We start from the raw sequence: 23,987 nt of genomic DNA on the forward strand, positions 1-23,987 counted from the left end.
CAATGGAAATTCTTAAAAAACTCAATATAGAGCTTCAGCAATATCTGAAAGAAATCTCCGGAGATCTTACTGATGATCTTGTCCGTTTGCTTAAAGGAGAAAATATACAATATCTTGAAAATAAAGAACAGTCAGATATTAAGGCTTTCTATTTTGAATATGAATTCGAATACCTGAATATCATATGCTGGGGAGTAGATAGGGCAGGCAAGATGGCTACAGAAAAAACAGCTTTGCCAGGAAAAAATGAAAACACAGCTCAAAAAAACGAAAAATGGAGTGCTCTGATTCCTGAAAAAATATGGACTCAGGCTGCAGACTTTCAGGATCATTATGAAGGCGACAATTTTGATGATATCCTGGATGAGTATGATGATGAAAAGTACCGGCTGTTTGAACAATGGTTCTTTGACTGCTGGAAAGAAGCAAAGACACAGACCTCAGTAAAGATGGATGCCTATTTCTCTATTCATGATACGTACTTCAGAACAGACCTCAATACCCTGAAAACCATCAACGAAGATGAGATTGCCCAACGGTACAATTAATCAACGAAATTTTATATAACATTAAAACCTAAATTATATTTTACATTATGAATAACTATCAATTCTATAAACAGGAAGGAAATCAATATATTTTTAAAAACCAGCCGGTATTTATAACAGTGCTGTGCGTTATCTTTTTAATCATAGCAGGTTTTATTTTTAACAGTGCGAGAACGGTGAGTTTTATTATCATTGCAGTGGTAGCCCTCATTATAGTCAATTTTTTTACCAAGAAGTTTATTATTGATATGGACAGGAAGACCATTACCGGAAAACATACGATTTTTGTTCCGGCAAGAACGTATGATATTAAAGATTTTACCAATTTCCATGTGCTGGCTACAAAATATCTTGGTTTCATTACTACTAATGTAATCCTGTCAATTTATTTTGAAGTTGATGGTAAAGAAAAACATCTGACCATAGGACAGGCGGTGACGCAAAAGGGCATACAGAAGATGGTAAATGAAACAGAGGATATTATGAAAATCAATGATCAGGATCATGGATATCACAGACCACTATAAATTTGAAGAGAACGGCAGTGAAATAAGCTTCATGCCCAATTACAGCTTTCTCAGAACCCTCGTGTGGTGGCTGGCACTGGGGATCATTGTAATTCCTGCAATCATTTATTATTTTATAGATACAATATCAGGAAATGCCTTCAGGGTTGTTTTGGCAGTGTGGGTAGTTTATATGGGATATCTGCTCTTTGATCTCTTTTTCAGAATTCCAGTGAAGTATATTTTTAATAAATCTGAAAAGTGTATTTACAGAAAATGGATACTCACCAGAAAAATCATGAATTTTGACGAAATGGCTTATTCCATCAATGACGACAGGGGAGGATATTATTATGCCATCGGAAAAAAAAGAAACCTGTTTGTGAAAAGCTATAAGATCAGCAATTATTTCTCAGACTCAAAAGCTTCCAACAGGAGAGAAGATGAGTATATAGAAAAAATTTTATGTCCTGTTTTGATTGCCGTTGGAATTCCTCTGAATCAGCAGGCAGAACAATAATAATGAAGGGTAGAAACTAAATATCATGAAAAACGGGAGTATTACCATTCCCTTCTTCCGGAGGGGTGGTATTCCACAACAAAACTCCAACATTGAATCACTCATTCAATAAAGACTGCGGGCTGTTTCGAAGAAACAGCCCGCAGTTATATGATTACACTAATAGTTAGTCAGCTAAAATTCTCTTCACAGCCTCTTTTACCGCTGCAGCATCAATTTTATATTTCTTCATCAGCTCAGCAGGCGTTGCAGATTCTCCGAAAGTATCGTTTACAGCTACAAATTCCTGTCTTGTAGGTCTTCTTCTTGCAAGCATTCCAGCAACAGATTCTCCTAAACCTCCAAGGTAGTTGTGCTCCTCAGCAGTTACGATCTTACCTGTTTTTTCAACAGATTTTAAAATGATCTCTTCATCAAGAGGCTTGATGGTGTGAATGTTGATCACTTCACAAGAAATACCTTCTTTTTCAAGCTCATCAGCTGCTACAAGAGATTCCCATACAAGGTGCCCGGTTGCAACAATCGTTACATCTGTCCCTTCCTGAAGCATAATTCCTTTTCCGATCTCGAAAGGCATATCTTCAGGGATGAATACAGGAACGGTAGGTCTTCCGAATCTTAAATATACAGGACCTTCGTGCTCAGCAATAGCAATAGTAGCCGCTTTTGTCTGGTTGTAGTCACAAGGATTGATTACCGTCATTCCCGGAAGCATTTTCATCATACCGATATCTTCAAGAACCTGGTGTGTAGCTCCGTCTTCTCCTAAAGTAAGACCTGCGTGAGAGGCACAGATTTTTACATTTTTACCTGAATAAGCGATAGACTGACGGATCTGATCGTATACTCTGGAAGTAGAGAAGTTAGCGAAAGTTCCTGTAAAAGGAATTTTTCCTGTGATACTAAGACCTGCAGCAAGCCCCATCATATTCGCTTCAGCAATACCTACCTGGAAGAATCTTTCAGGTGCTTTTTCAATGAATTTCTCCATTTTCAAAGAACCGATAAGGTCTGCGCAAAGTGCTACTACATTGGGGTTTTTATCAGCAAGTTCAGCTAATCCTGCTCCGAATCCTGAACGAGTGTCCTTTTTTTCTGTATATGTATATTTCATTTTTATTTTTATTAATCGATATTGTAAGATATTAGTAGTCTGCCGGCGCTTCCAGGTATAATTGTTTGAATGCTGTATCCAGCTGCTCATCGTTAGGAGCTTTCCCGTGCCATGCATGAGTACCCATCATATAATCTACTCCGTACCCCATCTCAGTATGAAGGATAATGGCTACAGGCTTACCTTTTCCTGTTTCTGTTTTTGCTTTTTCCAGAATACCGATTACCGCTTCAAGATCATTACCGTTTTTCTCTTCCAAAACGATCCATCCGAATGCTTCAAGTTTAGCATGAAGATTACCAAGGCTTAATACATCATCAGTATCACCGTCAATCTGACGTCCGTTGTAGTCAATAGTAGAAATGATATTATCCACTTTTTTAGCAGCAGCATACATCAAAGCTTCCCAAACCTGACCTTCCTGAAGTTCACCATCTCCGTGAAGAGAGTAAACAAGAGACTGATCTCCGTCAAGTTTCTTGCCTTCAGCTACTCCAAGAGCTACAGAAAGTCCTTGTCCAAGAGAACCTGAAGCGATTCTGATTCCTGGAAGACCTTCATGAGTAGTAGGGTGACCCTGCAATCTTGAGTCTAATTTTCTGAAAGTTCTCAATTCATCTACCGGAAAGAAGTCGAATCTTGCCAAAGTAGAGTAATATACCGGAGAGATGTGTCCGTTTGATAAATAAAAATGATCTTCATTTTTCCCTTCCATCGTGAAAGGCAACTTGTAGTTCATTACTTTACCGTAAAGCGCTGTGAAGTATTCCGTACAACCTAAACTTCCGCCCGGGTGTCCTGAATTTACAGCGTGAACCATTCTTAAAATGTCTCTTCTGATCTGCGTAGTAAGAGATTTTAACTCTTCAATACTTTTACTCATTATATCTGATTTATTTGCACGCAAATTTACACTTTTTTAATGGCTTACGGAAATACAAAAATCCGGATCTGAAAAACCCGGATTTTTATTTATTTGAATATTTTAATGCTTTTAACAGCCTTCATTAATATAAACTGTGATTTCAGTAACAATATTATTGGTTAATTTAAAAATCAATTGCGTTCCCGCATCATCATCTTCCAATGTGAAATATCCGGCTTGCTTAAGTGATTTTCCAGTCTGCTCATCATAAGCAGGGTTTACATTGAAGTGAGGATAATTTCTGTAAGCATTGATCAGCTCATCTTTGGTATTCCCGATTCCCATACCGCTTTTTGTCTTAAACTTTTTACTGGTAGTGGTCATTCCTGTGATCACAATACCGTCCGGATTTGCTTCTCCGCCGTATCCGCTGTAAAGCTGTATACCAATCACTTCGCCATTGTATTTTACATTGTTTTTTTTATCCCCGTCAGTTATTTTCAGCGATGTGCCGGCTATTTTTTCAGCCTCCTTTTTATCCATGAAAATTTTGTAAGGCCCGATTCTTAAAGTGGATAACTCAAAGCTTTCCTGTGCATTCATAAAACCGAATGCCAGAATCAATACAAAAAATGAAATAATTTTTTTCATAATCTTTACTTCCCGTTCTTATTTGATAAGTTATTATTGCCATCAAAGATAATCAAAATAGAGTATTGATGCGGGTTAAATGAAGCCGGACAAACAAAAATAAAAACAAAATATACTTTTATATCTAAAACCTTATAAAATCGTTATTTTGTGGTTTTTGTAAAATAATATTTATATTTTTTGCTTATTTACATATATTTAGCTAATTTTATAAAAAATCAACACCATAAAATATGAAAATTAAACATTTATCCTATCTGGGGGTATTTATTTTATCCATTTCCCTGGGAAAAGCACAGGATTTTTTTACTGCAGTCAGTGAAAGATCTATCAAAGCAGAAACCGAAAAGAGAACAGTACAGCCTGAAAAGTTTGTGACTTACACACTGGATGTGGCTGGAATGAAAAATTACTTTAACTCCGTTCCTGAACTGAAAGATACGGATCGTAAAGACAACGCACCGATGATTATCTTACCGATGTCTGACGGGTCGAAAGCCAGATTCCGAATCTGGAAATCTTCTGTAATGGCACCGAAATTAGCAAGTCAGTTTCCTCAAATTGTTACCCTGACAGGGCAAGGTATAGATGACCGCTATGCCACTATAAAACTGGATATAACGGAATTGGGATTCCATGCCCAGATAAAATCTGTGGTAACAGGAGATACCTACATAGACCCTTATGCAAAAAATAATATCAATGATTATATCATTTATAAGAAAGGGGATTTAATTGACAAAAATCCGAGAATTTGTGAAACAAAAGATGAGGAACTTCCTCTGGAAAAAAAAAGCACAGGAAAAACCGTTACTCCAAGCGTAGGAACTCAAATTAGAATTTTCCGATTTGCCGTAGCCTGTACGGGTGAGTATGCAAAAGCAGCCACAGGATTACCTACTCCTACCGTCGCTCAAACCCTTTCAGCTATTGTAACAACCGTAAACAGAGTAAACGGGGTGTACGAGCAGGAAGTAGCCTCCAGGTTGATATTGGTAGACAATGAAACCAGTATTATCTTTACAGATCCTGCCACAGATCCTTTTAATGGAAACAATAGTGCAGGTACATTGATCAACGAAAGCCAGACCCAGATTACAGCCCTGATCGGAACAGCTAATTTTGATATAGGCCACACTTTCAGTACGGGTGGCGGTGGATTGGCAGGATTGGGAGTGATCTGTAACAATTCCCAGAAAGCAAGAGGGATTACCGGTTCTCCTAATCCGGTGGGAGATCCTTATGATATTGATTATGTTGCTCATGAAGTAGGACATCAATTTGGTGGACCCCATACCTTCAATGCAACAACCGTTAATTGTGGAGGTAGCAACCGAAGTGCTGCCAATGCTGTAGAGCCTGGCAGTGGAATTACCATTATGGCTTATGCAGGAATTTGTGGCACTGTGAATAATCTGGCTAATAATAGTATTCCCATCTTCCATACCCGTTCCTTTGAGTCTATTACAACGAAAGTACAATCAACTGCATGTCAGGTAACAACACCTTCTTCAAATACCGCTCCTGTTGTGAATGCAGGTAGTGATTATACTATTCCTAAAGGCACACCGTTTAAGCTCACCGGTTCTGCCACAGATGCTGAAAATGATCCGCTTACCTTTTGCTGGGAACAAAACGATTCCGGGGGAACACTATATGGGGGAGACTGGAATGCTCCTACAGGAACTGCTCCGTTATTCAGAACCTTTATGCCGGTAACCGATTCCTACAGATATTTCCCGAAAATTACCGATATCATCAATGGGACCGTTACCAAAGGTGAAATTCTGCCTTCTTATGGAAGAAGCATGGAATTCAGACTGACGGTAAGAGATAACAATTCCGGTTGTGCAGGAGTTGCTAATGATGATGCATCTATCACAGTTGATGGTAATTCCGGACCGTTTAAAGTAACAGCACCGGCGACGGCTGTAAGCTGGGTAGGTAATACTACGCAAACAATCACATGGGATGTGGCCAATACCACCGCTGCTCCTGTAAACTGTGCCAATGTAAGTATCTACCTTTCAACAGATGGCGGATTTACTTATCCTATTACTATCCTGGATTCTACCCCGAATGACGGTTCAGAGACTATTACCCTTCCTAATGTCAATACATCACAGGCAAGAATCATGGTGGCCGGAGCTGGAAATGTTTTCTTTAATATCAGCCCTGTCAATTTCACAATCAGTCAAAACCTTGCTGTAAATGAAGTGGCAGGAAATAAAGATGTATTTGCGGTGTATCCTAACCCAAGCAAAGGCTTGTTGAATATTAAATTCACCAATTCAAATGATGCATTTGATATTACAGTATATGATGTAAGCGGAAAGCTGGTATTTGGTAAAACGGATAATAAATCAGGACGTGATGCTATAGGAACCTTTAATCTTGAGCATTTAGTAAAAGGAGACTATATCATCAGAATCAAAACCAAAAACTTTGAAAAAACTGTAAAATGGATCAGGGATTAAAGCTCTGAATCCGTTAATCTGATAAAAATATTAAAAGGCTGTTTTCGTATATTGAAAACAGCCTTTTAATTTAATATTGATCATATAAACGGGTTTTGCCCCTTATGAAATACAAAATGAAATCGAATGGCTTCTGCCAAACTTTAAATGAATATCAGTTAAACAACTCTTAAATATTGTTTATCCTTTACCAGCCACAGACCAATAAATGTCAGCAAGCCGTTGAGTACAATCAGCTCCACACCAATTCTGTAATCCGTATAGCTGGTTACCGCCATATTGATCAGATAGGTAAGAACAGGAGCCAGAATAGTCACCATAAGAATTGAATATTTTCTTGAAATTTTAAATTTGGTGAAAATCCCGAAAGCAAACAGTCCTAAAAGCGGTCCGTAAGTATAACCTGCAACTTCCATGATCAGATAAACGATAGATTTGTCATTTAAAGCCTTGAAAACCATGATCAGTAAGAAGAAAACAACCGTGAAAATCAAATGCACTTTCATACGCAGGCGCTTCTTTTCTTTTTCTGTTTTGGTCTTATCTTCATTAAGGTTTAATAAGTCTACACAATACGAACTTGTAACAGCCGTTAAAGCCCCGTCAGCAGAAGGAAATAACGCCGAAATCAACCCGATGATGAAAATAATCGAAATGGTCATCGGGAAATATCCCTGAAGAGAAAGGGCAGGGAAAAGGTCGTCTCCCATGATATTTTTGATATTGCCGGAAGCATCTTTAAACCCGAAAATATTACTTACAGGATCTGTGCCTGTTGTTCCGTATTCCGCACCGTTCTGCAGAGCAAAAAGATAAAGCAGTCCGCCAAGGAATAAGAAGGCAAGATTTACCAGAAGAAGCGTTCCTGCAAAGGTCAGCATATTCTTCTTTGAATTCTTAAGATTGTCAACAGAAATATTTTTCTGCATCATTTCCTGATCCAATCCCGTCATGGCAATGGTGATAAAAATACCGCCCAAAATGGTTTTCAGGAAAAATGTTTTTGAGTTGGGATCAAAATTGATAAAATGAGTATAGTTTTTCTGCTCCAGAATTGTATAAGCTTCTCCAAAAGACAGATTCAGGTTAGAAAGAATATAGACGATGCATGCTACAAGACTGATGATCATAAAAGAAGTCTGTAAAGTATCAGTAATAACAATGGTCTTTACACCTCCCTCAAAAGTATAGAGAAGTACCATCAGTAAAAGCACCATAGAAGTTACCCAAAAAGGAACACCAAGGCCTTCCAGAAGGAATATCTGTAATACATTGACCACCAGGTACAGCCTTGCCGTAGCCCCTATCGCTCTGGAAATGATAAAAAATATAGAGCCGATTTTATGCGCTTCCACATTGAATCTTTTCCCCAGATACGTATAAATGGATGTCAGATTCATCTTATAATACAATGGTAATAATATGGCAGCCACTATAAAATATCCGATGAAGAAACCGATTACCATCATATAATATTCAAAACCACCGTAGATATATTCTGAGCCGGTCATTTTACCAACAGTTCCCGGAACAGAAATAAAGGTAACCCCGCTCAAGCTGGTACCTATCATTCCGAATGCAACGAGCCACCATTTACTTTTTTTATTTCCGATAAAAAATGACTGGTTATCGGAATTCCGGCTGGTGAAATAAGAGATCACCAAAAGACCTACAAAGTAGACAAATACAAATAGCAAAAGGACTGTTCCTGGATTCATGCTTATATTTTAAATTTCAGCAAATATATAAAAAAGATCGATCGTGAATCGTGAATTTAGTTCAGAGCCTGTTTTTATATAATAGGTGCAGTTGTACCTTAAGTCCGGAGTTGAATTTGTGTTTTTCAAAAAGGTTTGAAGCTGGAAGCCGGGTGAAGGAAGTTATGAAGCTCATAAACCAATTATCTCTATCATCCTTTCTAAAGTTGTTTTATAGTTTTGCTGAGTGAAACGCTCTTGCGAACCTTTTAATGAATTAAAATAAATCCTTGTGAATTTAGCGTTAAAAATCAAGATCATATAAAGAAAAAACCTTCCAGATTTACGCTGAAAGGTTTATATTGTAAGGGTGGAAAACAGTGATTAGTTCACTAAAACATCCTGAAGTTCCTCACTCTTCTGAAAGCTGGCTTTGGCAAAAGGACAAAGCGGAATAATCTTTTTTCCGTTCTTCCTCGCAAAATCCACAGCAGCCAGAAGCATTTCCTTACCTACACCTTTTCCGTTGTAGGCTTCTTCCACCTCGGTGTGGTCAATAATAAATCTTTCTTCTCCTGCCCAGGTATAGGTCATCATTCCTGCGCGTCTTCCATCTATGAAAGCTTCAAAACTTCCGTGTTTTTCGTCGTTGTTTTGTTTTACTTCGATCATATTTATGAGAATTTAGTTAGTATTTCAATGTCATTGGTTAATATTTTATGAACCGGGCACGCATCCGCAATGGTGTGAAGCCTTTTCATCTGCTCAGCATCCAGTATTCCTTCAAAGCTGATGTCTCTTTTGAATATAGCCCTTTTGGTCAGTGGGAAATTTTCAAGTTCTACTTCTACATTGATGTTTTCCACGTCCCATTCCTTTCTATCAATATACATTCTCAAAGTAGCTGCTGTACAGCTTGCAAGAGAGGTAGCCAGAATTTCCAAAGGGTTAAAACCTTTGTTCTGCCCGCCTTTATCGATGGGTTCATCAGTAATGATCTGATTTTCACCAGCCGTTACTTCCGTATAATATTTTGTTTTTCCTAAACTCGCTTTTACCGTTACCGCCATTATTTTTCTGTGTTGAATTTATAACTTAATGCTCCTGAGGGGCATTGGTCTATCTGTTTTTTTAGTTCTTCGGGAGTTGCATTTTCTGCTTTTATCCAGGGTCTTTCTTTGGGATTGTAGACTTTGGGAAGCATTTTTACACATACAGCCGAGTGGATACACTTTTGGGGCTGCCAGATGACAGTGATGTTACCGTTGGGATATTCGTGTGTTTCCATATCAATTTTCTTTTAATGATTTTTCGATTCTTCTGTCAGGAATCAGCCATATGAGAGCCACGATATAATAAAAACCTATGGCAATATAAGGATAAAAAAATGAAGTAGCTATGCCAAGTATATAAAATATAATCGATATATATTCTTTAGTTCTTGAGTGTATAGCCTCTTTTAGTTTTGAATTTTCACCCTCACATCGGATGATTACATTTTCCAAAATAGTATAGGCAAAGGCACTCATGATCAGTCCTATACCATACGTAGCAACCGGATTTTCGGCAAAGCCTGTAGTCCCGATCCATTCTGTTGCAATAGGCATTAATGAGAGCCAGAACAGCAGGTGCAGATTAGCCCATAAAATACTTCCGTTTACTTTTCTTACTGTCTGGAACAAATGATGATGATTGTTCCAATAGATTCCAACATAAATAAAGCTGAAAATATAAGCTAAGAACTTGGGGAGGAGAGGTTTGAGACTAGTCCAGCTGCTTCCCTCCGGAACTTTCAGTTCAAGAACCATAATGGTAATAATGATGGCCAGAATGCCATCACTGAAAGCTTCCAGTCTTCCCTTAGTCATTGGTAGCAAACTGATTTTTGAAATTTTCTATCTTATTTTTCAGATCAGCAAGCATATCAGGGTTAATCACTCCGCTTTCCAGGTCAAAATTCTCATAGAACTTCGGAAGTGAAAAAGTATCTTTGATATCTGCTGCAAACTGGGGGAAGAAGGTTTTTGCCGTATTCATTACATTTCCACCGCCATAACCTCCGGGAGAAGTACTCATCAGAAGCATAGGTTTGTTTTGGAATACCTTTACATTAATCCTGGAGGCCCAGTCGAAAACATTTTTGAAGGCTGCACTGTAAGACCTGTTATGCTCTGCAAGAGAGCAGATAATGACATCAGATTCTTCAATAGCCTTTAAAAACCTGTGTGCTTCATCCGGAAAACCCTTCTTTTCAAGGTCTACAGAGAAAACAGGCATGGTGAAATCGTTGAGGTCAATCAGGTTGATTTCTTCCTTCTGAAAATCTTTCAGAACAAATTTTACCAGTTCCCTGTTAATAGAAGTGGAAGACGTACTTCCTGCAAATGCTAATATTTTCATGGTTTGAACTGAAATTATTTTCTGTTTAAAATAGCCTTAGGAAGCGGAACGTATTCATTTTCATCGCCCGGAACCAAAGGAAACGCATCATGATTCTGATCATTCCAGTTTACTTTTGCCTGATCAATTAATTCTTTATCAGAGTTAACGAAATTCCAGAATATAAAACGTTCTTCATCAAATGGCTCACCACCGAAAAGATATACCGTTCCGTTTTCGCTCATATCAAATTCACAAAGCTTGGTATCTTTAGCGATCATCAGTTGTTTTGAACCATAAGAATTTCCTTCTGTGGTCACCGTTCCGTCCAGAACATACATTGCAGCTTCTCCGTAAAGATCTTTTCCGATGCTTATTTTCTTAGCCTCTTTTGTTTTTATTTCGATGAAAAATAACTTGCTGTGTACCGGAACCGGAGATGTTCTGCCAAAGGCTTCACCTGCAATTAGTTTATATTGAATACCATCTTCTTCCCAAACAGGAATCTCATCTTCTTCAATATGATTAAATGTAGGTTCAGATTGCTCAAGATGCTTCGGAAGTCCTACCCAGATCTGGAATCCGTGAAGTCTTTTATCGGTGTGTCTTAAATATTCAGGGGTTCTTTCTGAATGTACAACTCCTTTTCCGGCAGTCATCCAGTTAACGGCACCTGGCTTTATTTCAACAGCACTTCCGATACTGTCTCTGTGGAAAATAGATCCTTCCAGAAGGTAGGTGAGGGTAGACAAACCGATATGAGGATGTGGAGGAACATCAAGATTCTGATAATCCTTTAATTCTGAAGGCCCCATGTGATCGATAAAAACAAAAGGTCCCACCGCTCTTTTTTCACGGAAAGGAAGTAATCTTCCTACCAGAAAGTTACCGATGTCTGCTGCTTTTTCTTCTATAATTAATCCAATATTTGACATAATGATGTAATACTTTTATATTATTTTTTTAATTAAAATAAACTGAAATTTAAAGCTTGTCATATCCATCAAACCTTTCATCAACGATACGTTTCCATTCCGGATGTTTCCTGATAAAAGCAAAAACATAAGGGCAATAGGGAAGAAGTTTCTTGCCGCTTTCTTCAATATAGTTCAGTGTTTTTTCTACCACAGCTGCTGCAGCGCCTGTTCCGGCCAGTTCCGGTTCTGCTTCAGTATGTATCAGAGCGATCTGATGAGTCGTTTCACGGTAATCGATAAACGCATAATGACTATTAAGTTCTATTTCAAATCTTTTATCAGTTTTTACTAGAGGTATATTTTCAAATTCTGGTTTCATAATATTAAGATTAAAAGTGATGGGAGCTGTAAGACATCAAGACCATAATATATACAGACTCTGATGTCCCACATGTATCCCGGTTAAATGTTATATAAAGTTAATAAAAAAGAAATCATCTGAGATTAAGGAAAGCTTAAATCTATTCTTTAATCTTCCAGATAGCCGAATTTTCCTGTATTAAAATCTTCAAAAGCCTGCATAATTTCCTCTCTGGAGTTCATGACAAAAGGCCCGTGAGGGTAGATAGGTTCATTGATGGGCTCTCCGCTGATGATCAAGACAACAGCATCTTCACCCGCTTCAATCGTGAAGTTTTCCCCTTCATTTTTAAACAGAGCAAAATGATCGGCTTTCACTTTCTCTTCTCCGTTGATGATGATATTTCCTTCAATCACTAAAGCTGCCGTATTGAAATGAGCAGGAAAATTAAATTCAGCTTTTCCACCCGCTTTAAGTTTTGCATTCATCATATGAATAGGGGTGAAAGTACTGGCGGGACCTTTATGACCTCTGTATTCTCCGGCAATCACTTCCACAAAGCCGTTTTCACCCAGATCTACTCTTTCCATTTTAGAGTTTTCAATAGCTTGGTATTTCGGGCAGCTCATTTTATCCTTTGCCGGAAGATTTACCCAAAGCTGAACCATCTGAAAAATTCCTCCTTCTTTTGCCCATGCTGTTTCATGGTACTCTTTATGAAGAACTCCTTTTGCTGCGGTCATCCACTGAACATCACCTTCTCCTATAACACCGCCACCGCCAGCGCTGTCATGGTGCTCTACTTTTCCGCTATACGCTATCGTTACGGTTTCAAACCCTCTGTGCGGATGAACTCCTACACCTCTTGGTCTGTCCGAACCATTGAAATGAAATTTTGAATTGTAATCAAGCATAATAAACGGATCCATTCTTTTCATATCCAATCCAGGTACTCCCGGAATGAAATTATGAACCCTGAATCCATCGCCTACAAAATGTGCAGGTCTTGGTGATACTACGATTTCTATTTTTTTAGTTGCCATCACATTGTTGATTTATGTAAACAAAATTACCATAGCTAAAAGTAAATCGCATTGATCTGTGATAAGTTCGTCAAGGGAATGAACACATGAGCTGAGCAAAAACGTGAAAGAGATTTTGTCTTATTTTTTTTCTCTGATCTGTTTCACCAAAAGAATCAGTCATCCTTCGATTTCATATTTTTTCCATCCGAAATATGAAGTCTTCTGAATATGAATCCTGATACAATAGTCAACAGACCTACAGTAAGAAAAGTATAGCGGAATGCATTGTGAATCTCGCCGTTGATGAGGTTCGTATTTTCAAATAGTTTTAAAACGATCAGCCCGAAAGCAATTCCAAAGCCGATGGCGAGCTGTTGATTGACCGATATGAGTGAGTTTCCGCTGCTGGTCTGAAAATTACGCAGGTCTGCAATGGAAATCGTATTCATAGAGGTAAACTGAATGGAATTGAAAAAACCTAATACGGCAATGATCGGCACAAACCAATAGAGAGACGTGTGTATATCGGGAATGGCAAGCAGACAGATCAGTGTTCCGATAATGAAAGTATTAACCATTAAGGTCTGACGGTAACCATATTTATCCAGAATTTTAATGACAGAAGATTTTCCGAAAATAGCGGTAAGGGCCATTGGTGCAATGATCCAGCCTGACGTGACTGCGGATTGTTTGTACGCAATCTGAATCATAAGTGGCAATAGCAAAGGAACAGAGCTGATCCCCAATCTCGTGGCCAGGTTTCCTACAATACCTACCCGGAATGTACGCACCTGGAAAAGGTTTAAAGGGAAAATAGGATTGCCGCCTCTCTTGGCATGTCTGTAATAATAATAAAGAAAAAGAAATCCTAATATAAATACAAGCAGGACCGGAGTAATATTCTGTATATCCCCAAAAAGTTCCAGTGATATCGAAAGAAGAAGAGAGGCGGCTGCAAAAATTAAAAAGCCTTTTAAATCGAAATCAACATCGTCTGATTTGTAGTTGGGCATAAATTTTAATCCCAAAATAATTCCTAAAATACCAATGGGAATATTGATCAGGAATATCCAGTGCCAAGATAAATAATCCACCATATAACCTCCTACCAATGGCCCGAGTACAGGCCCGATAAGAGCCGGAATAATAGCGAAGTTCATCGCTTTGAGCAGTTCATTTTTATCAAAAGTTTTAATGAGTGCTAATTTTCCAACAGGGGTCATGAGGCTTCCTCCCACACCCTGAACCACTCTGGAGATCACCAGATGGGTAAGATTTTGGGACAGAGAACAGAATAAAGATCCGAGACTGAATAACACCAACGAAAAGATAAATATTTTCTTTGTTCCGAAACGGTCTGCCAAAAAGCCGCTTGCAGGCATAAATACAGCGAGGGTAAGAACGTAGCTGATGATGGCATTCTGCATATTCAGCGGAGATTCATTGAGGTCTTTGGCTATAGAGGGTAAAGATGTATTCAGAATCGTAGAATCCAGCATCTGCATGAAAATAGCAGTAGCCAGAATCAATGGGAGAATTTTCTTTATGGATGTCTGTTGCGGACTTATTTCTGTCATTTCGTATAGGCTGGAGGATCCGGGAATTTCCAGACTTATTTTTATTTTGAAAAAAGTGCTTGCTTTAAGCGGTTTGATCTTTAGATAAAGAAATCCATATAAAATTAAAAAAGTCCTGTGAAATTTCACAGGACTTTTTGATTTATTTTCTAGGTTTTTCTACTCCTTTCCATTCGTCGCCGGCTTTTCTGTACTGGCTCAGAGTGAATTTTTTGAAATCCTTTGTTTTGTATTCAATATTATCGGTATTCTGCTCAAATGGCATGATGTAATAATATTCTATATCGGTTTTATCAGATTTATTTCCTTTTTTTACAGAAGGAACATATTTTGAAAACTTATAGCTTGGAAGATACTGCTTCAGTCTGGTATAGAAATCTTTATCATCTTTCTCACTAGGAATGATGTCTACAATATTCAGATCATCTTTTTTCTTATCAATCCAAAGATAATAGGTTTTTTCTTCTCCCATATTCCTGTTGAATGAATTAAAGGCAAAGAGTTCCTTCGGTACCAGTTCTTTGATCTTTTCAGGGTCAACCTTAGTGTAGTACTGTCCTTTTGAAGGGTCTACATAGGTTTCAAGGTTGTACATCAGAACAGAATTGTTTTCAAATTTTTTATTTTTAAAGTATTGATTTAAAGATAATTCTGCGGTTGCTCTCAATTCTTTACCCCTTGCATCCAGTTTTTTGGTCGGATTCTGAGGGTTTACATATTTTACAAACTCATATAAAACAACAGGTTTTATATCTTTTAAGTGAGGATAAGTTTTAAGTTGTTCAGCCTTTACCAGCCAGTAGAATTGCTGATAGTAGTCGTCTTTATCTGCATCTTTTACACTCTTATAAGCCAAAGCAAGCTTTTTTGAATTCAGATATTTGCCATACTTTCCCTGTCCAAAAGCAAAACTGATGGTTAATAAGGCAAATAAAACAGTAAGGTTTCTTCTCATTTTTATATAATTGATATTTTCGTTTTCCAAATATAATTATTTATTAGATATTATTTTGGATTGTGAGTTAAATTATGCTATATTGTTATTGTTAATTCAAAAAAGAATCCTGTATTGCTACAGGATTGATAAATTATAACTGAATGAGTTAAGTGACTCAAGTCAAAAATATATTGGTCAATAGTGAATTTTGCCTCGCAAGGGAATCGTGAATTATTAACAGGAGAATAGTAAATGATCATTCGTCAACCTGCACCACGTATCCAATTTCTTTAATAAGAAGTCTCATGCACCTTCACCGCTCTTCCGCTCGGATCATTCATTTTCTTGAAAGCTTCATCCCATTCCAGGGCGATAGGAGTGGAACATGCCACAGAAGGTACGGAAGGAACCGTAGCCGCAGAAGTTTCACTTGGGAAATGCTCTTCAAAAATAGTTCTGTAACGGTATTCTTCTTTGTTCTGAGGGGTGTTCAGAGGGAATCTGAATCTTGCATTGGCCATCATTTCATCAGTAACCTCTTTTTCAGCGACCTCTTTTAAAGTATCGATCCAAGAATAACCCACACCGTCAGAGAATTGCTCTTTCTGTCTCCATACAATAGATTCAGGAAGGATGTCTTCAAAAGCTTTTCTCAATACCCATTTTTCGATCTTGCCTTCTGCAGCGCTGATCATTTTATCTTTCGGGTTAAGCGTCATGGCAATATCCATGAATTCCTTGTCAAGGAAAGGAACCCTGCCTTCAATTCCCCAGCTCATTAAAGCTTTGTTAGCTCTTAAACAATCGTAAAGGTGGAGCTTACCAAGCTTTCTTACGGTCTCATCATGGAATTCTTTGGCATCAGGTGCTTTGTGGAAGTACAGATATCCACCGAATAATTCATCAGAACCTTCTCCCGAAAGTACCATTTTGATTCCCATGGATTTGATCACCCTTGCCAGCAGATACATTGGCGTGGAGGCTCTGATGGTAGTTACATCATACGTTTCCAGGTGATAAATAACATCACGGATTGCGTCCAGACCTTCCTGAACGGTAAAGTTGACTTCATGGTGAACAGATCCTATATGTTCTGCTGCTTTCTGTGCTGCTACCAGATCCGGTGATCCTACAAGACCCACGGCAAAACTGTGAAGTCTTGGGTACCATGCTTCCTGGGTATCGCCACTTTCTATCCTTTGTCTTGCAAACTTGGCCGTGATTGCTGAAATAACAGAAGAATCCAGTCCTCCGGAAAGAAGTACACCATAAGGAACATCACTCATCAGTTGTCTGTGAACGGCATCTTCAAGTCCTTTTCTAAGCTTTGCAATATCTGTTTCGTTTTCTTTTACGTGCTCAAAACTTTCCCAGTCTCTTTGGTACCACTGTTGCAGCTCTGCACCGTCTTTGCTGTATACAAGATGTCCCGGTAGAAAAGTTTCAATAGTTTTGCATACTCCTTCTAGCGCTTTCAGTTCAGAAGCTACATAATAGTTTCCGTTTTTGTCCCAACCCTGATAAAGAGGGCAGATTCCCATATGATCACGGGCAATAAGATACACTTGGTTTTCAGTGTCATAAAGTGCAAAAGCGAAAATTCCGTTCAGTTTTTCAACAAAATCTTTTCCGTATTTTCTATATAGTGCCAGGATTACTTCACAATCAGACTGGGTCTGAAATTCATAATCCGGAAATTCTTCTTTTAATTCTCTGTGGTTATAGATTTCACCGTTTACGGCTAATACTACCTTTCTGTCTTTTGTAAATAATGGCTGCTTTCCTGAGGTAGGATCTACAATCGCAAGCCTTTCGTGGGAGAATACCACTTTTTCATCCTGAAAAACCCCACTCCAATCCGGTCCTCTGTGACGGATTTTCTTTGACATTTCCAAAACCTGGGGTCTTAATATTTCGGTTTTCTGCTTGGCGTCAAATAAACATACAATTCCACACATATTTTTTATTATTTATGAAGCAAAAATAAAAGTGATGTTTATAAATAACAATGAAAAATGTTTAAATGAGTAAATTTTTAACTAATTAGCATTTTAAAGTTAAAAATTTTAACCAAATCAAGAAATTGACACGTTTTTAATTAATTTTTTTCGTTGAGGTTAAATTTATTCGCTCCATATACAAAATAAAAATGACATATTTATTAATCTATGGTAATTAATTATATGAATTTTAACCCTTACTTTGTGGCTCGAAATAATTTTTTTTCATCATTTGTGTTTTTACCTTCTTGCAATTCTCATGCAAGAAGGTTTTGTTTTATTGCACCCCCAGTAAAACTCCTGCAACATTCCATGAGCTGAAGCTTGTTCCTTCCGTAGGTCCTTGAGGAATCTTTACGTGAATACTGTGTTTCCCTGCTTTCAGATCTCCCAACGGAATAAAATTCGGATTGGTAACCGTTCCGGGGCACCAGTTGGATCTGCTGAGGTCTGAAGAAGAAAGCCCATCCTGGAAATTTCCTGAAGCCGGATTGTATAAACGGTAAGAACCACAGTCTGTTCTCCACGGTACAAAAGAAAATACCGGTTGCCCGTCTATAAATATAGAGTTGGCTTTAGGTACGAACTCGTCCCCGTTTTCCCAGCCACCGTGTCCGGTAGTTGTATACCTTAGCTGAGCGTTTTTGATATCTTTTTCTAATGTGAAATCAACAAAAAGTCCTTTATCCTGGTTGAACATCGTAGAATAATCCTGGCCTGCCATTTCCATGATATTTAATGTATTGAACAGAGGAATTGCTACATTATTCTTGTAAATATTCTGATCACTGTTATGGATTGTAATGTCAAGGCTTATTTTATGACCTCCTTTATCATAATTACCGATAAATGTACCCACCCATACTTCTTTACCTGACAAAGACGGCTTAAGTTCTGTGATGTCCTGGCGGTACGGGCTGATGGTCTGCCAGTTTTTTCCTTTAAGCTGAATATGGTTAAACTTCTGGATTCCAAAAGCGGTAAAGAATCTCATCATTTCTATAGCAGGACTGTAATTTTCTGTAGCGGTTATCCCAAAATATTGCTTTCCGTTACCATTCTCAAATACAGGAAGGGTTTTTGCCCCTTTCTCCAGACCATCGAAGAAAGACTTTTCTTTATCCTGCGGAATAAAAAATACCGTTCCGGTCCTGTCGTAAGCATCTCCGTTTGACTGTTGCTTCAGTTCTGCAAAAATATTTTCCCCCTGTGAAATCGCAGGAAATTTTACTTTCTTAAGAATAATGGTTCCGTTAGCATATCTTTTTATCTGATCATCGGATTTGGAAGCATCAGAAAAATTAATAGTTTCATTCTCAAAAACATTCAATGTGGTGAATCTGCTTTTCCATAAAAGATCTTTGTAGCTTAGCTGATCAGTAGACTGAACAGTTCCTTTTATAATATTTCCGATGCCGGAATTTTTGATTTTTTTGATTGAACTGGCAGTAACCAGAGAGTTTTTATTTCTTTCAACTTCTAATACAAATCCTAGATTCTGCCCCAGTACAGAAGGACCACCTTGTATTTTCAGATCATTGGTGTACCAGATTTCAATAGTGTTTGAATTGACTTTGGTCACCGCTTTTTTACAGGTATACCCCAAAATCTTTTTGGTCTCATTGGTGAACTCAAAATTTTGCTTTCCCACAGATTCCGCATCTGAAGCTGAGATAACTTCTCCGGGCTTTAAAAAAGCATAAGAAACAACCGTATTGGAAGGTTTCTCTACTTTGGTAATTTCGAAAGGATATTTGCTTTTTTGTTCTTTGATCGTGGTGTTGAGAATGAAATTTTCTTTCTCATTGGCCCAAACAATGGTGGTAGGCTGATCAGTATTTACTTTTCCGTTATAAGAGCTGGTATACTGAATTTCATAGGTCTGTGCAGAAAACAGACAGTATAGGAAGACAGCCAGAAAATTTAAAACATTTCTTGTATGCATAAATAAATGAGTTTGCTGCAAAGGTATTCTAAACTTTTTACAGCATCAAAACGGATAATCTATACAATAAGTAGACAATAGAATTGAAATGTTACAAAAAATGTTACATTTTTTTAAAAAAGATTTTAAATAAAAAAAACTACCCCGGAAATGGAGTAGTTTGTCATATGTATTTTGCACCGGATTAAGATATTCTTTCAATCAAAGCCATATAGAATCCGTCATAGCCTGTACTTGGCATTACTTTTTCATCTTTGATCATTTTAAATCCAGGATTGTTTTTGATAAACTCTTCTACCTGAAGATTATTTTCAGAAGGAAGAATAGAACAGGTAGCATACACCATTTTTCCTCCTTTCTTAAGCATTTTAGAATAGTCCTGAAGAATCTGCTGCTGTTCCTTTTTGATTCTGTCAATGAAGTCCTGGTCAATTTTCCATTTGCTGTCCGGGTTTCTTTTCAAAACTCCAAGACCTGAACATGGTGCATCAATCAGAAGTCTGTCTGCTTTTTCATGAAGACGCTTGATGACTTTATTATCAGAAATCATACGGGTTTCAATATTGTGAGCTCCGGCTCTTTTGGCACGGCGTTTCAATTCTGCAAGTTTCCAGTCGAAAATATCTAAAGCAACGATCTGTCCTTTGTTTTTCATCAATGCTGCAAGGTGAAGTGTTTTTCCACCTGCGCCGGCACAGGCATCTACAACTCTTTGTCCTTCTTTTACATCAAGGAAATACCCGATCTTCTGGGAAGAAGCATCCTGAACCTCAAATAATCCTTCTTTAAATGCTGTTGTAAGGAAAACATTTTTTTTCTCCTCCAGCTGAACAGCGTCAGGATAATTTTTAATAGGGAAAGACACTACACCTTCGTCTGCAAGGTCAGAAATAAGTTCTTTTGTTGTTGTTCTCAGTGAGTTGGCTCTTAAAACAGTAGGGGCCTGCTCGTTTAAAGCAAGCATTTCTCTTTCCCATTTTGGACCCAGCTCTTTTTCCAGTGTTTCGGCTAGCCAGTCCGGAATGGAATATTCTATCGCTTTTGTAGGAACAGTGTTCTTTTTAAGTTTTGTAAGAATGTCGGCAATTTTGATCCCGTCAAACTCTTCAAACTTCTTGTAGTTTGTTTTGCTCCAAAGTAAATACGCAATGATGAGTTTGTAGATGTTGTTAGGTTTTACCCCTTCACCCATATAATATTCAAGGCGTTTTTTCCAACGGATGATGTTGTAGAAAATCTCAGAAACAACGGCTCTGTCCTGGCTTCCCCATTTTTTGTTAGCTTTTAAAAGTCTTTCGATTACTTTATCTGCGTATTTATTTTTCTCGAAAAATGTTTCTTGTAAAGCATCGTGAATTCCGATCGCTAAGTTTCTGTGAATAAGTTCCATAAATTTGCTTCGCTGTTTTGAATCTGCAAAAATACGAATTAAAGTTGAGAGTTGATGATTTGGGAGGGAGAGTTTGAGAGCAGGAAGGTTGGAGTGCTGTTGATTGTAGTGAATGATGAATTGTCAAAATGTTTGGCTGGTGAATTTTGCTCCGCTTGTGGTTTTAGCAACGAGAATAATTTCAACGCAGAGTTCGCAAAAGGATTTTATTTGTTTCTGATTTTTAAGATCGCCAGGGCGTTTCACTCAGCGAAGGATAATAGTCAATTTGTTCCGCTTGTGGTTTTAGCAATAAGAATAATTTTACAAAGGTATTTTATTTGTGGCTGATTTTTAAGATTGCAAAATGTTTTTACTTCAGCGGAGGGGTCGGTTACCGTTGCTGAGTGAAATGCCCTTGCGAACAAATCATATATGATATTTAACAGACACTACTTTGCGAACAATAGCGTTAATTTATCCTGATTAATAAAGATACTCATTAGGCGTTCCCTTGGAGTAATGATCCATTCCCTTGACTTCAACCTTTAAAAAGCCCTACCTTTGCAAAAAATTAAAATATGAGTGATACAGTACTTTGTCCGAAATGCAGCTCTGAGTTTACGTACCCAAGCGATAATATGATGGTATGTTCTCAGTGTTTCTATGAGTGGAATCCTGAAGAAGCAGCTTCTGAAGCCGCAAACGAAGGAAAAATATTAGACTCTAACGGAAATGAACTTCAGGATGGAGATTCTGTAGTGGTAGTGAAAGATCTTCCGGTAAAAGGAGCGCCAAAACCGGTAAAAGCTGGTACTAAGGTGAAAAACATCCGTTTAAGACCGGGAAGCGACCATAATATCGACTGTAAAATTGATGGTTTTGGAGCGATGGCTTTAAAATCTGAATTTGTAAAGAAAGCATAAGCTATAGCTGCTTATTTGCCGTAAGGCCATAAAAAAAGGAAAAAATTGGACAGTGTAATCTTTCAAAAGACTTAATTGCAAGATTGCTAATGTCCGTCTGGAAGGCAGAAAGAGAATTAACCAAAAATTTCCTTATGCTGTGGAAATACAAATGTAAGAAAAAGTTTTTATAACAGATTCTTATGTTTGTATTTTTTTATAGGTAAGTGTAAGGAAATGTATAAGTTAAAGCCAGCTGAGAAGAGCCGGATTTGAAATTGGTAACTGAAAGAAGGAAGTTGTAACGGTAACCATTCACCTGTCTTTTATCTTCTTTGAGAAAAAGTAATTTTGTTGTTGGCTATAAGTAATAATAACTGAAAGTAAATTCCAGCTTCCTTCTCCCAACTTCCATCCTTATATTCAGTTTAAACAAATGAAATACTGACCATTCCATTCAGTTTTTCATCCGTGTAGACTACAAGTTCTTTATTCTTTATACTGATCTTATTCCAATAATAATTCCCTGCAAATCTGCTTTCAAGTACTTCGGCTTCAAGACCTTTTTCCGTGATTTTTATTTCTTTGGGATAGTAGGAGAATTTCGGCAGCTGAAAATCCGCCGCTTCGGTTTCATTGAAAATATTAACTTCCCCGAATAATTTGGCAACATACGAGTTATAAGGACGTCTGTAAGTTTCTTCCGGGCTGTCATTCTGGATCAGTCTTCCATCCTGAAGAATAACGATCTGATCAAGCCATGGCATGATATCCTGAAGTTCGTGGGTGGAAATAATAAGAGAGATCTGATGCTGTTTTACATATCGGAAAAGCCTTTCCCTGAGTTCAATCTTTCTTGGGAAATCCAGGTTACTGAACGGTTCATCCAGAATGAGCAGTTTAGGCAATACGGAAAGTGCTCTTGCAATAGCCACACGCTGCTGCTGGCCACCGCTCAGATATTTTGGAAGTACGTTGGCAAACTCCTGAAGGCCTACAACATCAAGGAGTTCCATAACAATTTCCTTCTTTTTGCTTAAATTGATATTTGAAATAAATTTACCCACATTTTCCGCTACGGTAGCATATGGCATAAGGTCAAAACTTTGAGCCACAGATTTCATTTCCGCTTCTCCGGGTACAAGATTCCCTTTGGGACCTAAAAGCCGGGTTCCGTTAAAAATGATCTCTCCGCTTTCCCAGTCAAGAAGGCCATAGATCAGATTGAGAAGCGTAGATTTCCCACATCCGCTTTCTCCTGCCAACGCAATAATCCTGTTTTCCTCAAATCGTAGATTAAGGTTCTGAAACAGGGGTTTATTGGGATTATGAGAGAAAAATAAATTGTTTATTTCTAATAGCATATTACAAATGTAAGGTTTTTATGAAAACATAATTTTTTTTATTATATTAGCGGAAGTAATAAAAATAAATCAAAAATGAGAAAAAAACTGTTTTCACTAGCTATTCCTGCTTTATTCGTTGCTGCGGTAATGGTTTCTTGTAAAAAAGACAAACCGCTTACCAGTGAAAGTAATGAGGTGACGACTACCAAAGAAGGAAGTCAGTACACATTGGATACGCTAAACAGTAAGGTTGAATGGAAGGGATATAAAGTATTCAAATCTGAGAATACAAGCCACTTTGGGATCATCAGGTTTGAAAGCGGAGATGTAACGGTGAAAGACGGAAAACTGGAAAGCGGTAAATTCGTTGCTGATATGAATTCCTTAACTTCAGTGGATCTTAAAGACAGCCCTGAAGATATGGGGAAACTGAATGGCCACCTGAAGAGCGGAGATTTCTTCGAAGTTGAAAAATTCCCAACAGCTTCTTATGAAATTACAAAAGTAACCCCTGCTACGGAAGGAGATTATAATACGCTTTTAGAGGGTAACCTGACGATTAAAGGGATTACAAAACCGGTTCAGTTCAAAGCTAATGTTTCTGTGAAAGATGGAGAAGTGAGTGTGGCTACCGAACCAAAAGATATCAAAAGAGAAGAGTTTGGAGTGAAGTTCCAGGCTCCGGCTGAAAACGGAGTGATTAAAGATGAGGTAACTCTTCAGATCAGCGTGAAGGCTTTAGAGAAAAAATAATTTTTTTATTTAAGTGAAATAAGTGATTGAAGTCTGCCTCCCGAAAAAGAGGCAGATTTTTTTATGAGTCAATTAATTATTAAACTTAAAAGTCG

General features: G+C 37.8%; 24 protein-coding genes. 6 read left to right on the forward strand and 18 right to left on the reverse strand.

Annotation, left to right across the window (positions count from 1 at the left end; genetic code table 11):
* Positions 1-2 precede the first annotated feature (2 nt).
* Genes ACTJJF_RS19815 through ACTJJF_RS19825 form a run of 3 tightly spaced genes read left to right on the forward strand, consistent with a single transcriptional unit; the run spans position 3 to position 1,574 of the window.
* Positions 3-548, forward strand: a complete 546-nt coding sequence (locus ACTJJF_RS19815) for a hypothetical protein (protein WP_440700767.1) — start codon at positions 3-5, stop codon at positions 546-548.
* A 47-nt stretch (positions 549-595) separates the two neighbouring features.
* Positions 596-1,075, forward strand: a complete 480-nt coding sequence (locus ACTJJF_RS19820) for a hypothetical protein (RefSeq protein WP_440700768.1) — start codon at positions 596-598, stop codon at positions 1,073-1,075.
* Complete coding sequence (locus ACTJJF_RS19825; protein WP_440700769.1) at positions 1,053-1,574, forward strand: hypothetical protein; 522 nt, start codon at positions 1,053-1,055, stop codon at positions 1,572-1,574. Before ACTJJF_RS19820 ends, ACTJJF_RS19825 begins: the two co-directional genes overlap by 23 nt.
* Before the next feature lie 166 nt (positions 1,575-1,740).
* Here ACTJJF_RS19825 and ACTJJF_RS19830 read toward each other — a convergent pair whose 3' ends face one another.
* From ACTJJF_RS19830 to ACTJJF_RS19840, 3 genes are all read right to left on the reverse strand, one after another.
* Positions 1,741-2,688, reverse strand: a complete 948-nt coding sequence (locus ACTJJF_RS19830) for a transketolase family protein (protein ID WP_312302490.1) — start codon at positions 2,686-2,688, stop codon at positions 1,741-1,743.
* 31 nt (positions 2,689-2,719) lie between these two features.
* On the reverse strand, positions 2,720-3,574 hold the full coding sequence (locus ACTJJF_RS19835) for a transketolase (RefSeq protein WP_312302796.1): 855 nt from the start codon (positions 3,572-3,574) through the stop codon (positions 2,720-2,722).
* 108 nt (positions 3,575-3,682) lie between these two features.
* Positions 3,683-4,204, reverse strand: coding sequence for a hypothetical protein (locus ACTJJF_RS19840; protein WP_440700770.1), 522 nt, complete (start codon positions 4,202-4,204; stop codon positions 3,683-3,685).
* Positions 4,205-4,437: 233 nt separating this feature from the next.
* On the opposite strand from ACTJJF_RS19840, the gene ACTJJF_RS19845 reads away from it, so the two are divergent.
* A complete protein-coding gene (locus tag ACTJJF_RS19845) occupies positions 4,438-6,681 on the forward strand; it encodes a reprolysin-like metallopeptidase (RefSeq protein ID WP_440700771.1) in 2,244 nt (747 codons plus the stop codon).
* Positions 6,682-6,839: 158 nt separating this feature from the next.
* Here the strand turns inward: ACTJJF_RS19845 and ACTJJF_RS19850 are convergent, their stop codons facing one another.
* The 14 genes from ACTJJF_RS19850 to ACTJJF_RS19915 all read right to left on the reverse strand — a co-directional run bounded on the left by ACTJJF_RS19850 (position 6,840) and on the right by ACTJJF_RS19915 (position 20,909).
* A complete protein-coding gene (locus ACTJJF_RS19850; protein ID WP_312302498.1) occupies positions 6,840-8,399 on the reverse strand; it encodes a sodium:solute symporter in 1,560 nt (519 codons plus the stop codon).
* A gap of 363 nt (positions 8,400-8,762) precedes the next feature.
* Entirely contained in the window at positions 8,763-9,050 is a 288-nt protein-coding gene (locus ACTJJF_RS19855) for a GNAT family N-acetyltransferase (protein ID WP_002984420.1), read from the reverse strand.
* Between the two features lie 2 nt (positions 9,051-9,052).
* Positions 9,053-9,448 (reverse strand): OsmC family protein, encoded by a 396-nt coding sequence (locus ACTJJF_RS19860; RefSeq protein ID WP_312302500.1) that lies wholly within the window; start codon positions 9,446-9,448, stop codon positions 9,053-9,055.
* Positions 9,448-9,666, reverse strand: coding sequence for a (4Fe-4S)-binding protein (locus ACTJJF_RS19865; protein ID WP_440700772.1), 219 nt, complete (start codon positions 9,664-9,666; stop codon positions 9,448-9,450). The genes ACTJJF_RS19860 and ACTJJF_RS19865 overlap by 1 nt, the downstream gene beginning before the upstream one ends.
* Before the next feature lies 1 nt (position 9,667).
* Complete coding sequence (locus tag ACTJJF_RS19870) at positions 9,668-10,246, reverse strand: TMEM175 family protein (protein WP_440700773.1); 579 nt, start codon at positions 10,244-10,246, stop codon at positions 9,668-9,670.
* Positions 10,239-10,778, reverse strand: a complete 540-nt coding sequence (locus ACTJJF_RS19875; RefSeq protein WP_440700774.1) for an NADPH-dependent FMN reductase — start codon at positions 10,776-10,778, stop codon at positions 10,239-10,241. The genes ACTJJF_RS19870 and ACTJJF_RS19875 overlap by 8 nt, the downstream gene beginning before the upstream one ends.
* A gap of 14 nt (positions 10,779-10,792) precedes the next feature.
* Positions 10,793-11,692 carry a pirin family protein gene (locus ACTJJF_RS19880; RefSeq protein ID WP_440700775.1) on the reverse strand — a complete coding sequence of 300 codons (900 nt, stop codon included), beginning with the start codon at positions 11,690-11,692 and terminating at the stop codon, positions 10,793-10,795.
* 49 nt (positions 11,693-11,741) lie between these two features.
* Entirely contained in the window at positions 11,742-12,053 is a 312-nt protein-coding gene (locus ACTJJF_RS19885) for a GNAT family N-acetyltransferase (RefSeq protein ID WP_440700776.1), read from the reverse strand.
* 149 nt (positions 12,054-12,202) lie between these two features.
* Positions 12,203-13,078 (reverse strand): pirin family protein, encoded by an 876-nt coding sequence (locus ACTJJF_RS19890; protein WP_440700777.1) that lies wholly within the window; start codon positions 13,076-13,078, stop codon positions 12,203-12,205.
* Positions 13,079-13,233: 155 nt separating this feature from the next.
* Positions 13,234-14,637: an MFS transporter gene (locus ACTJJF_RS19895; RefSeq protein WP_440700778.1), complete on the reverse strand. Its 1,404-nt coding sequence runs from the start codon at positions 14,635-14,637 to the stop codon at positions 13,234-13,236.
* Positions 14,638-14,779: 142 nt separating this feature from the next.
* Entirely contained in the window at positions 14,780-15,622 is an 843-nt protein-coding gene (locus tag ACTJJF_RS19900) for a hypothetical protein (protein WP_440700779.1), read from the reverse strand.
* Positions 15,623-15,864: 242 nt separating this feature from the next.
* Positions 15,865-17,532 (reverse strand): asparagine synthase B, encoded by a 1,668-nt coding sequence (gene asnB, locus ACTJJF_RS19905; RefSeq protein WP_440700780.1) that lies wholly within the window; start codon positions 17,530-17,532, stop codon positions 15,865-15,867.
* Between the two features lie 319 nt (positions 17,533-17,851).
* Positions 17,852-19,519: a GLPGLI family protein gene (locus ACTJJF_RS19910; RefSeq protein WP_440700781.1), complete on the reverse strand. Its 1,668-nt coding sequence runs from the start codon at positions 19,517-19,519 to the stop codon at positions 17,852-17,854.
* Positions 19,520-19,703: 184 nt separating this feature from the next.
* The gene (locus ACTJJF_RS19915) at positions 19,704-20,909 is read right to left on the reverse strand and encodes an RsmB/NOP family class I SAM-dependent RNA methyltransferase (RefSeq protein WP_312302529.1); all 1,206 of its coding nucleotides are present in this window, start codon (positions 20,907-20,909) and stop codon (positions 19,704-19,706) included.
* A 560-nt stretch (positions 20,910-21,469) separates the two neighbouring features.
* Here ACTJJF_RS19915 and ACTJJF_RS19920 point away from each other — a divergent pair.
* Positions 21,470-21,814, forward strand: coding sequence for a zinc ribbon domain-containing protein YjdM (locus ACTJJF_RS19920; protein ID WP_027373877.1), 345 nt, complete (start codon positions 21,470-21,472; stop codon positions 21,812-21,814).
* Positions 21,815-22,221: 407 nt separating this feature from the next.
* Here the strand turns inward: ACTJJF_RS19920 and ACTJJF_RS19925 are convergent, their stop codons facing one another.
* A complete protein-coding gene (locus ACTJJF_RS19925; RefSeq protein WP_312302531.1) occupies positions 22,222-23,157 on the reverse strand; it encodes a sulfate/molybdate ABC transporter ATP-binding protein in 936 nt (311 codons plus the stop codon).
* A 75-nt stretch (positions 23,158-23,232) separates the two neighbouring features.
* Between ACTJJF_RS19925 and ACTJJF_RS19930 the strand changes: the two genes are divergently transcribed.
* Positions 23,233-23,892, forward strand: a complete 660-nt coding sequence (locus ACTJJF_RS19930) for a YceI family protein (RefSeq protein ID WP_312302533.1) — start codon at positions 23,233-23,235, stop codon at positions 23,890-23,892.
* The last annotated feature ends 95 nt before the right edge of the window (positions 23,893-23,987 follow it).

The sequence above is a fragment of the Chryseobacterium sp. 22458 genome (assembly GCF_052044975.1).
Taxonomy (GTDB): Bacteria; Bacteroidota; Bacteroidia; order Flavobacteriales; family Weeksellaceae; genus Chryseobacterium.

Excerpts from the sequence above, each read along its gene's own strand:
- ACTJJF_RS19855 (WP_002984420.1), bottom strand. The coding sequence starts at position 9,050 with ATGATCGAAGTAAAACAAAACAACGACGAAAAACACGGAAGTTTTGAA.
- ACTJJF_RS19850 (WP_312302498.1), bottom strand. The coding sequence starts at position 8,399 with ATGAATCCAGGAACAGTCCTTTTGCTATTTGTATTTGTCTACTTTGTA.
- ACTJJF_RS19840 (WP_440700770.1), bottom strand. The coding sequence starts at position 4,204 with ATGAAAAAAATTATTTCATTTTTTGTATTGATTCTGGCATTCGGTTTT.
- ACTJJF_RS19910 (WP_440700781.1), bottom strand. The coding sequence starts at position 19,519 with ATGCATACAAGAAATGTTTTAAATTTTCTGGCTGTCTTCCTATACTGT.
- ACTJJF_RS19845 (WP_440700771.1), top strand. The coding sequence starts at position 4,438 with ATGAAAATTAAACATTTATCCTATCTGGGGGTATTTATTTTATCCATT.
- ACTJJF_RS19860 (WP_312302500.1), bottom strand. The coding sequence starts at position 9,448 with ATGGCGGTAACGGTAAAAGCGAGTTTAGGAAAAACAAAATATTATACG.
- ACTJJF_RS19830 (WP_312302490.1), bottom strand. The coding sequence starts at position 2,688 with ATGAAATATACATATACAGAAAAAAAGGACACTCGTTCAGGATTCGGA.
- ACTJJF_RS19885 (WP_440700776.1), bottom strand. The coding sequence starts at position 12,053 with ATGAAACCAGAATTTGAAAATATACCTCTAGTAAAAACTGATAAAAGA.
- ACTJJF_RS19895 (WP_440700778.1), bottom strand. The coding sequence starts at position 14,637 with ATGACAGAAATAAGTCCGCAACAGACATCCATAAAGAAAATTCTCCCA.
- ACTJJF_RS19870 (WP_440700773.1), bottom strand. The coding sequence starts at position 10,246 with ATGACTAAGGGAAGACTGGAAGCTTTCAGTGATGGCATTCTGGCCATC.
- ACTJJF_RS19930 (WP_312302533.1), top strand. The coding sequence starts at position 23,233 with ATGAGAAAAAAACTGTTTTCACTAGCTATTCCTGCTTTATTCGTTGCT.
- ACTJJF_RS19890 (WP_440700777.1), bottom strand. The coding sequence starts at position 13,078 with ATGGCAACTAAAAAAATAGAAATCGTAGTATCACCAAGACCTGCACAT.
- ACTJJF_RS19925 (WP_312302531.1), bottom strand. The coding sequence starts at position 23,157 with ATGCTATTAGAAATAAACAATTTATTTTTCTCTCATAATCCCAATAAA.
- ACTJJF_RS19880 (WP_440700775.1), bottom strand. The coding sequence starts at position 11,692 with ATGTCAAATATTGGATTAATTATAGAAGAAAAAGCAGCAGACATCGGT.
- ACTJJF_RS19920 (WP_027373877.1), top strand. The coding sequence starts at position 21,470 with ATGAGTGATACAGTACTTTGTCCGAAATGCAGCTCTGAGTTTACGTAC.
- asnB (WP_440700780.1), bottom strand. The coding sequence starts at position 17,532 with ATGTGTGGAATTGTATGTTTATTTGACGCCAAGCAGAAAACCGAAATA.
- ACTJJF_RS19865 (WP_440700772.1), bottom strand. The coding sequence starts at position 9,666 with ATGGAAACACACGAATATCCCAACGGTAACATCACTGTCATCTGGCAG.
- ACTJJF_RS19825 (WP_440700769.1), top strand. The coding sequence starts at position 1,053 with ATGGATATCACAGACCACTATAAATTTGAAGAGAACGGCAGTGAAATA.
- ACTJJF_RS19820 (WP_440700768.1), top strand. The coding sequence starts at position 596 with ATGAATAACTATCAATTCTATAAACAGGAAGGAAATCAATATATTTTT.
- ACTJJF_RS19875 (WP_440700774.1), bottom strand. The coding sequence starts at position 10,778 with ATGAAAATATTAGCATTTGCAGGAAGTACGTCTTCCACTTCTATTAAC.
- ACTJJF_RS19915 (WP_312302529.1), bottom strand. The coding sequence starts at position 20,909 with ATGGAACTTATTCACAGAAACTTAGCGATCGGAATTCACGATGCTTTA.
- ACTJJF_RS19815 (WP_440700767.1), top strand. The coding sequence starts at position 3 with ATGGAAATTCTTAAAAAACTCAATATAGAGCTTCAGCAATATCTGAAA.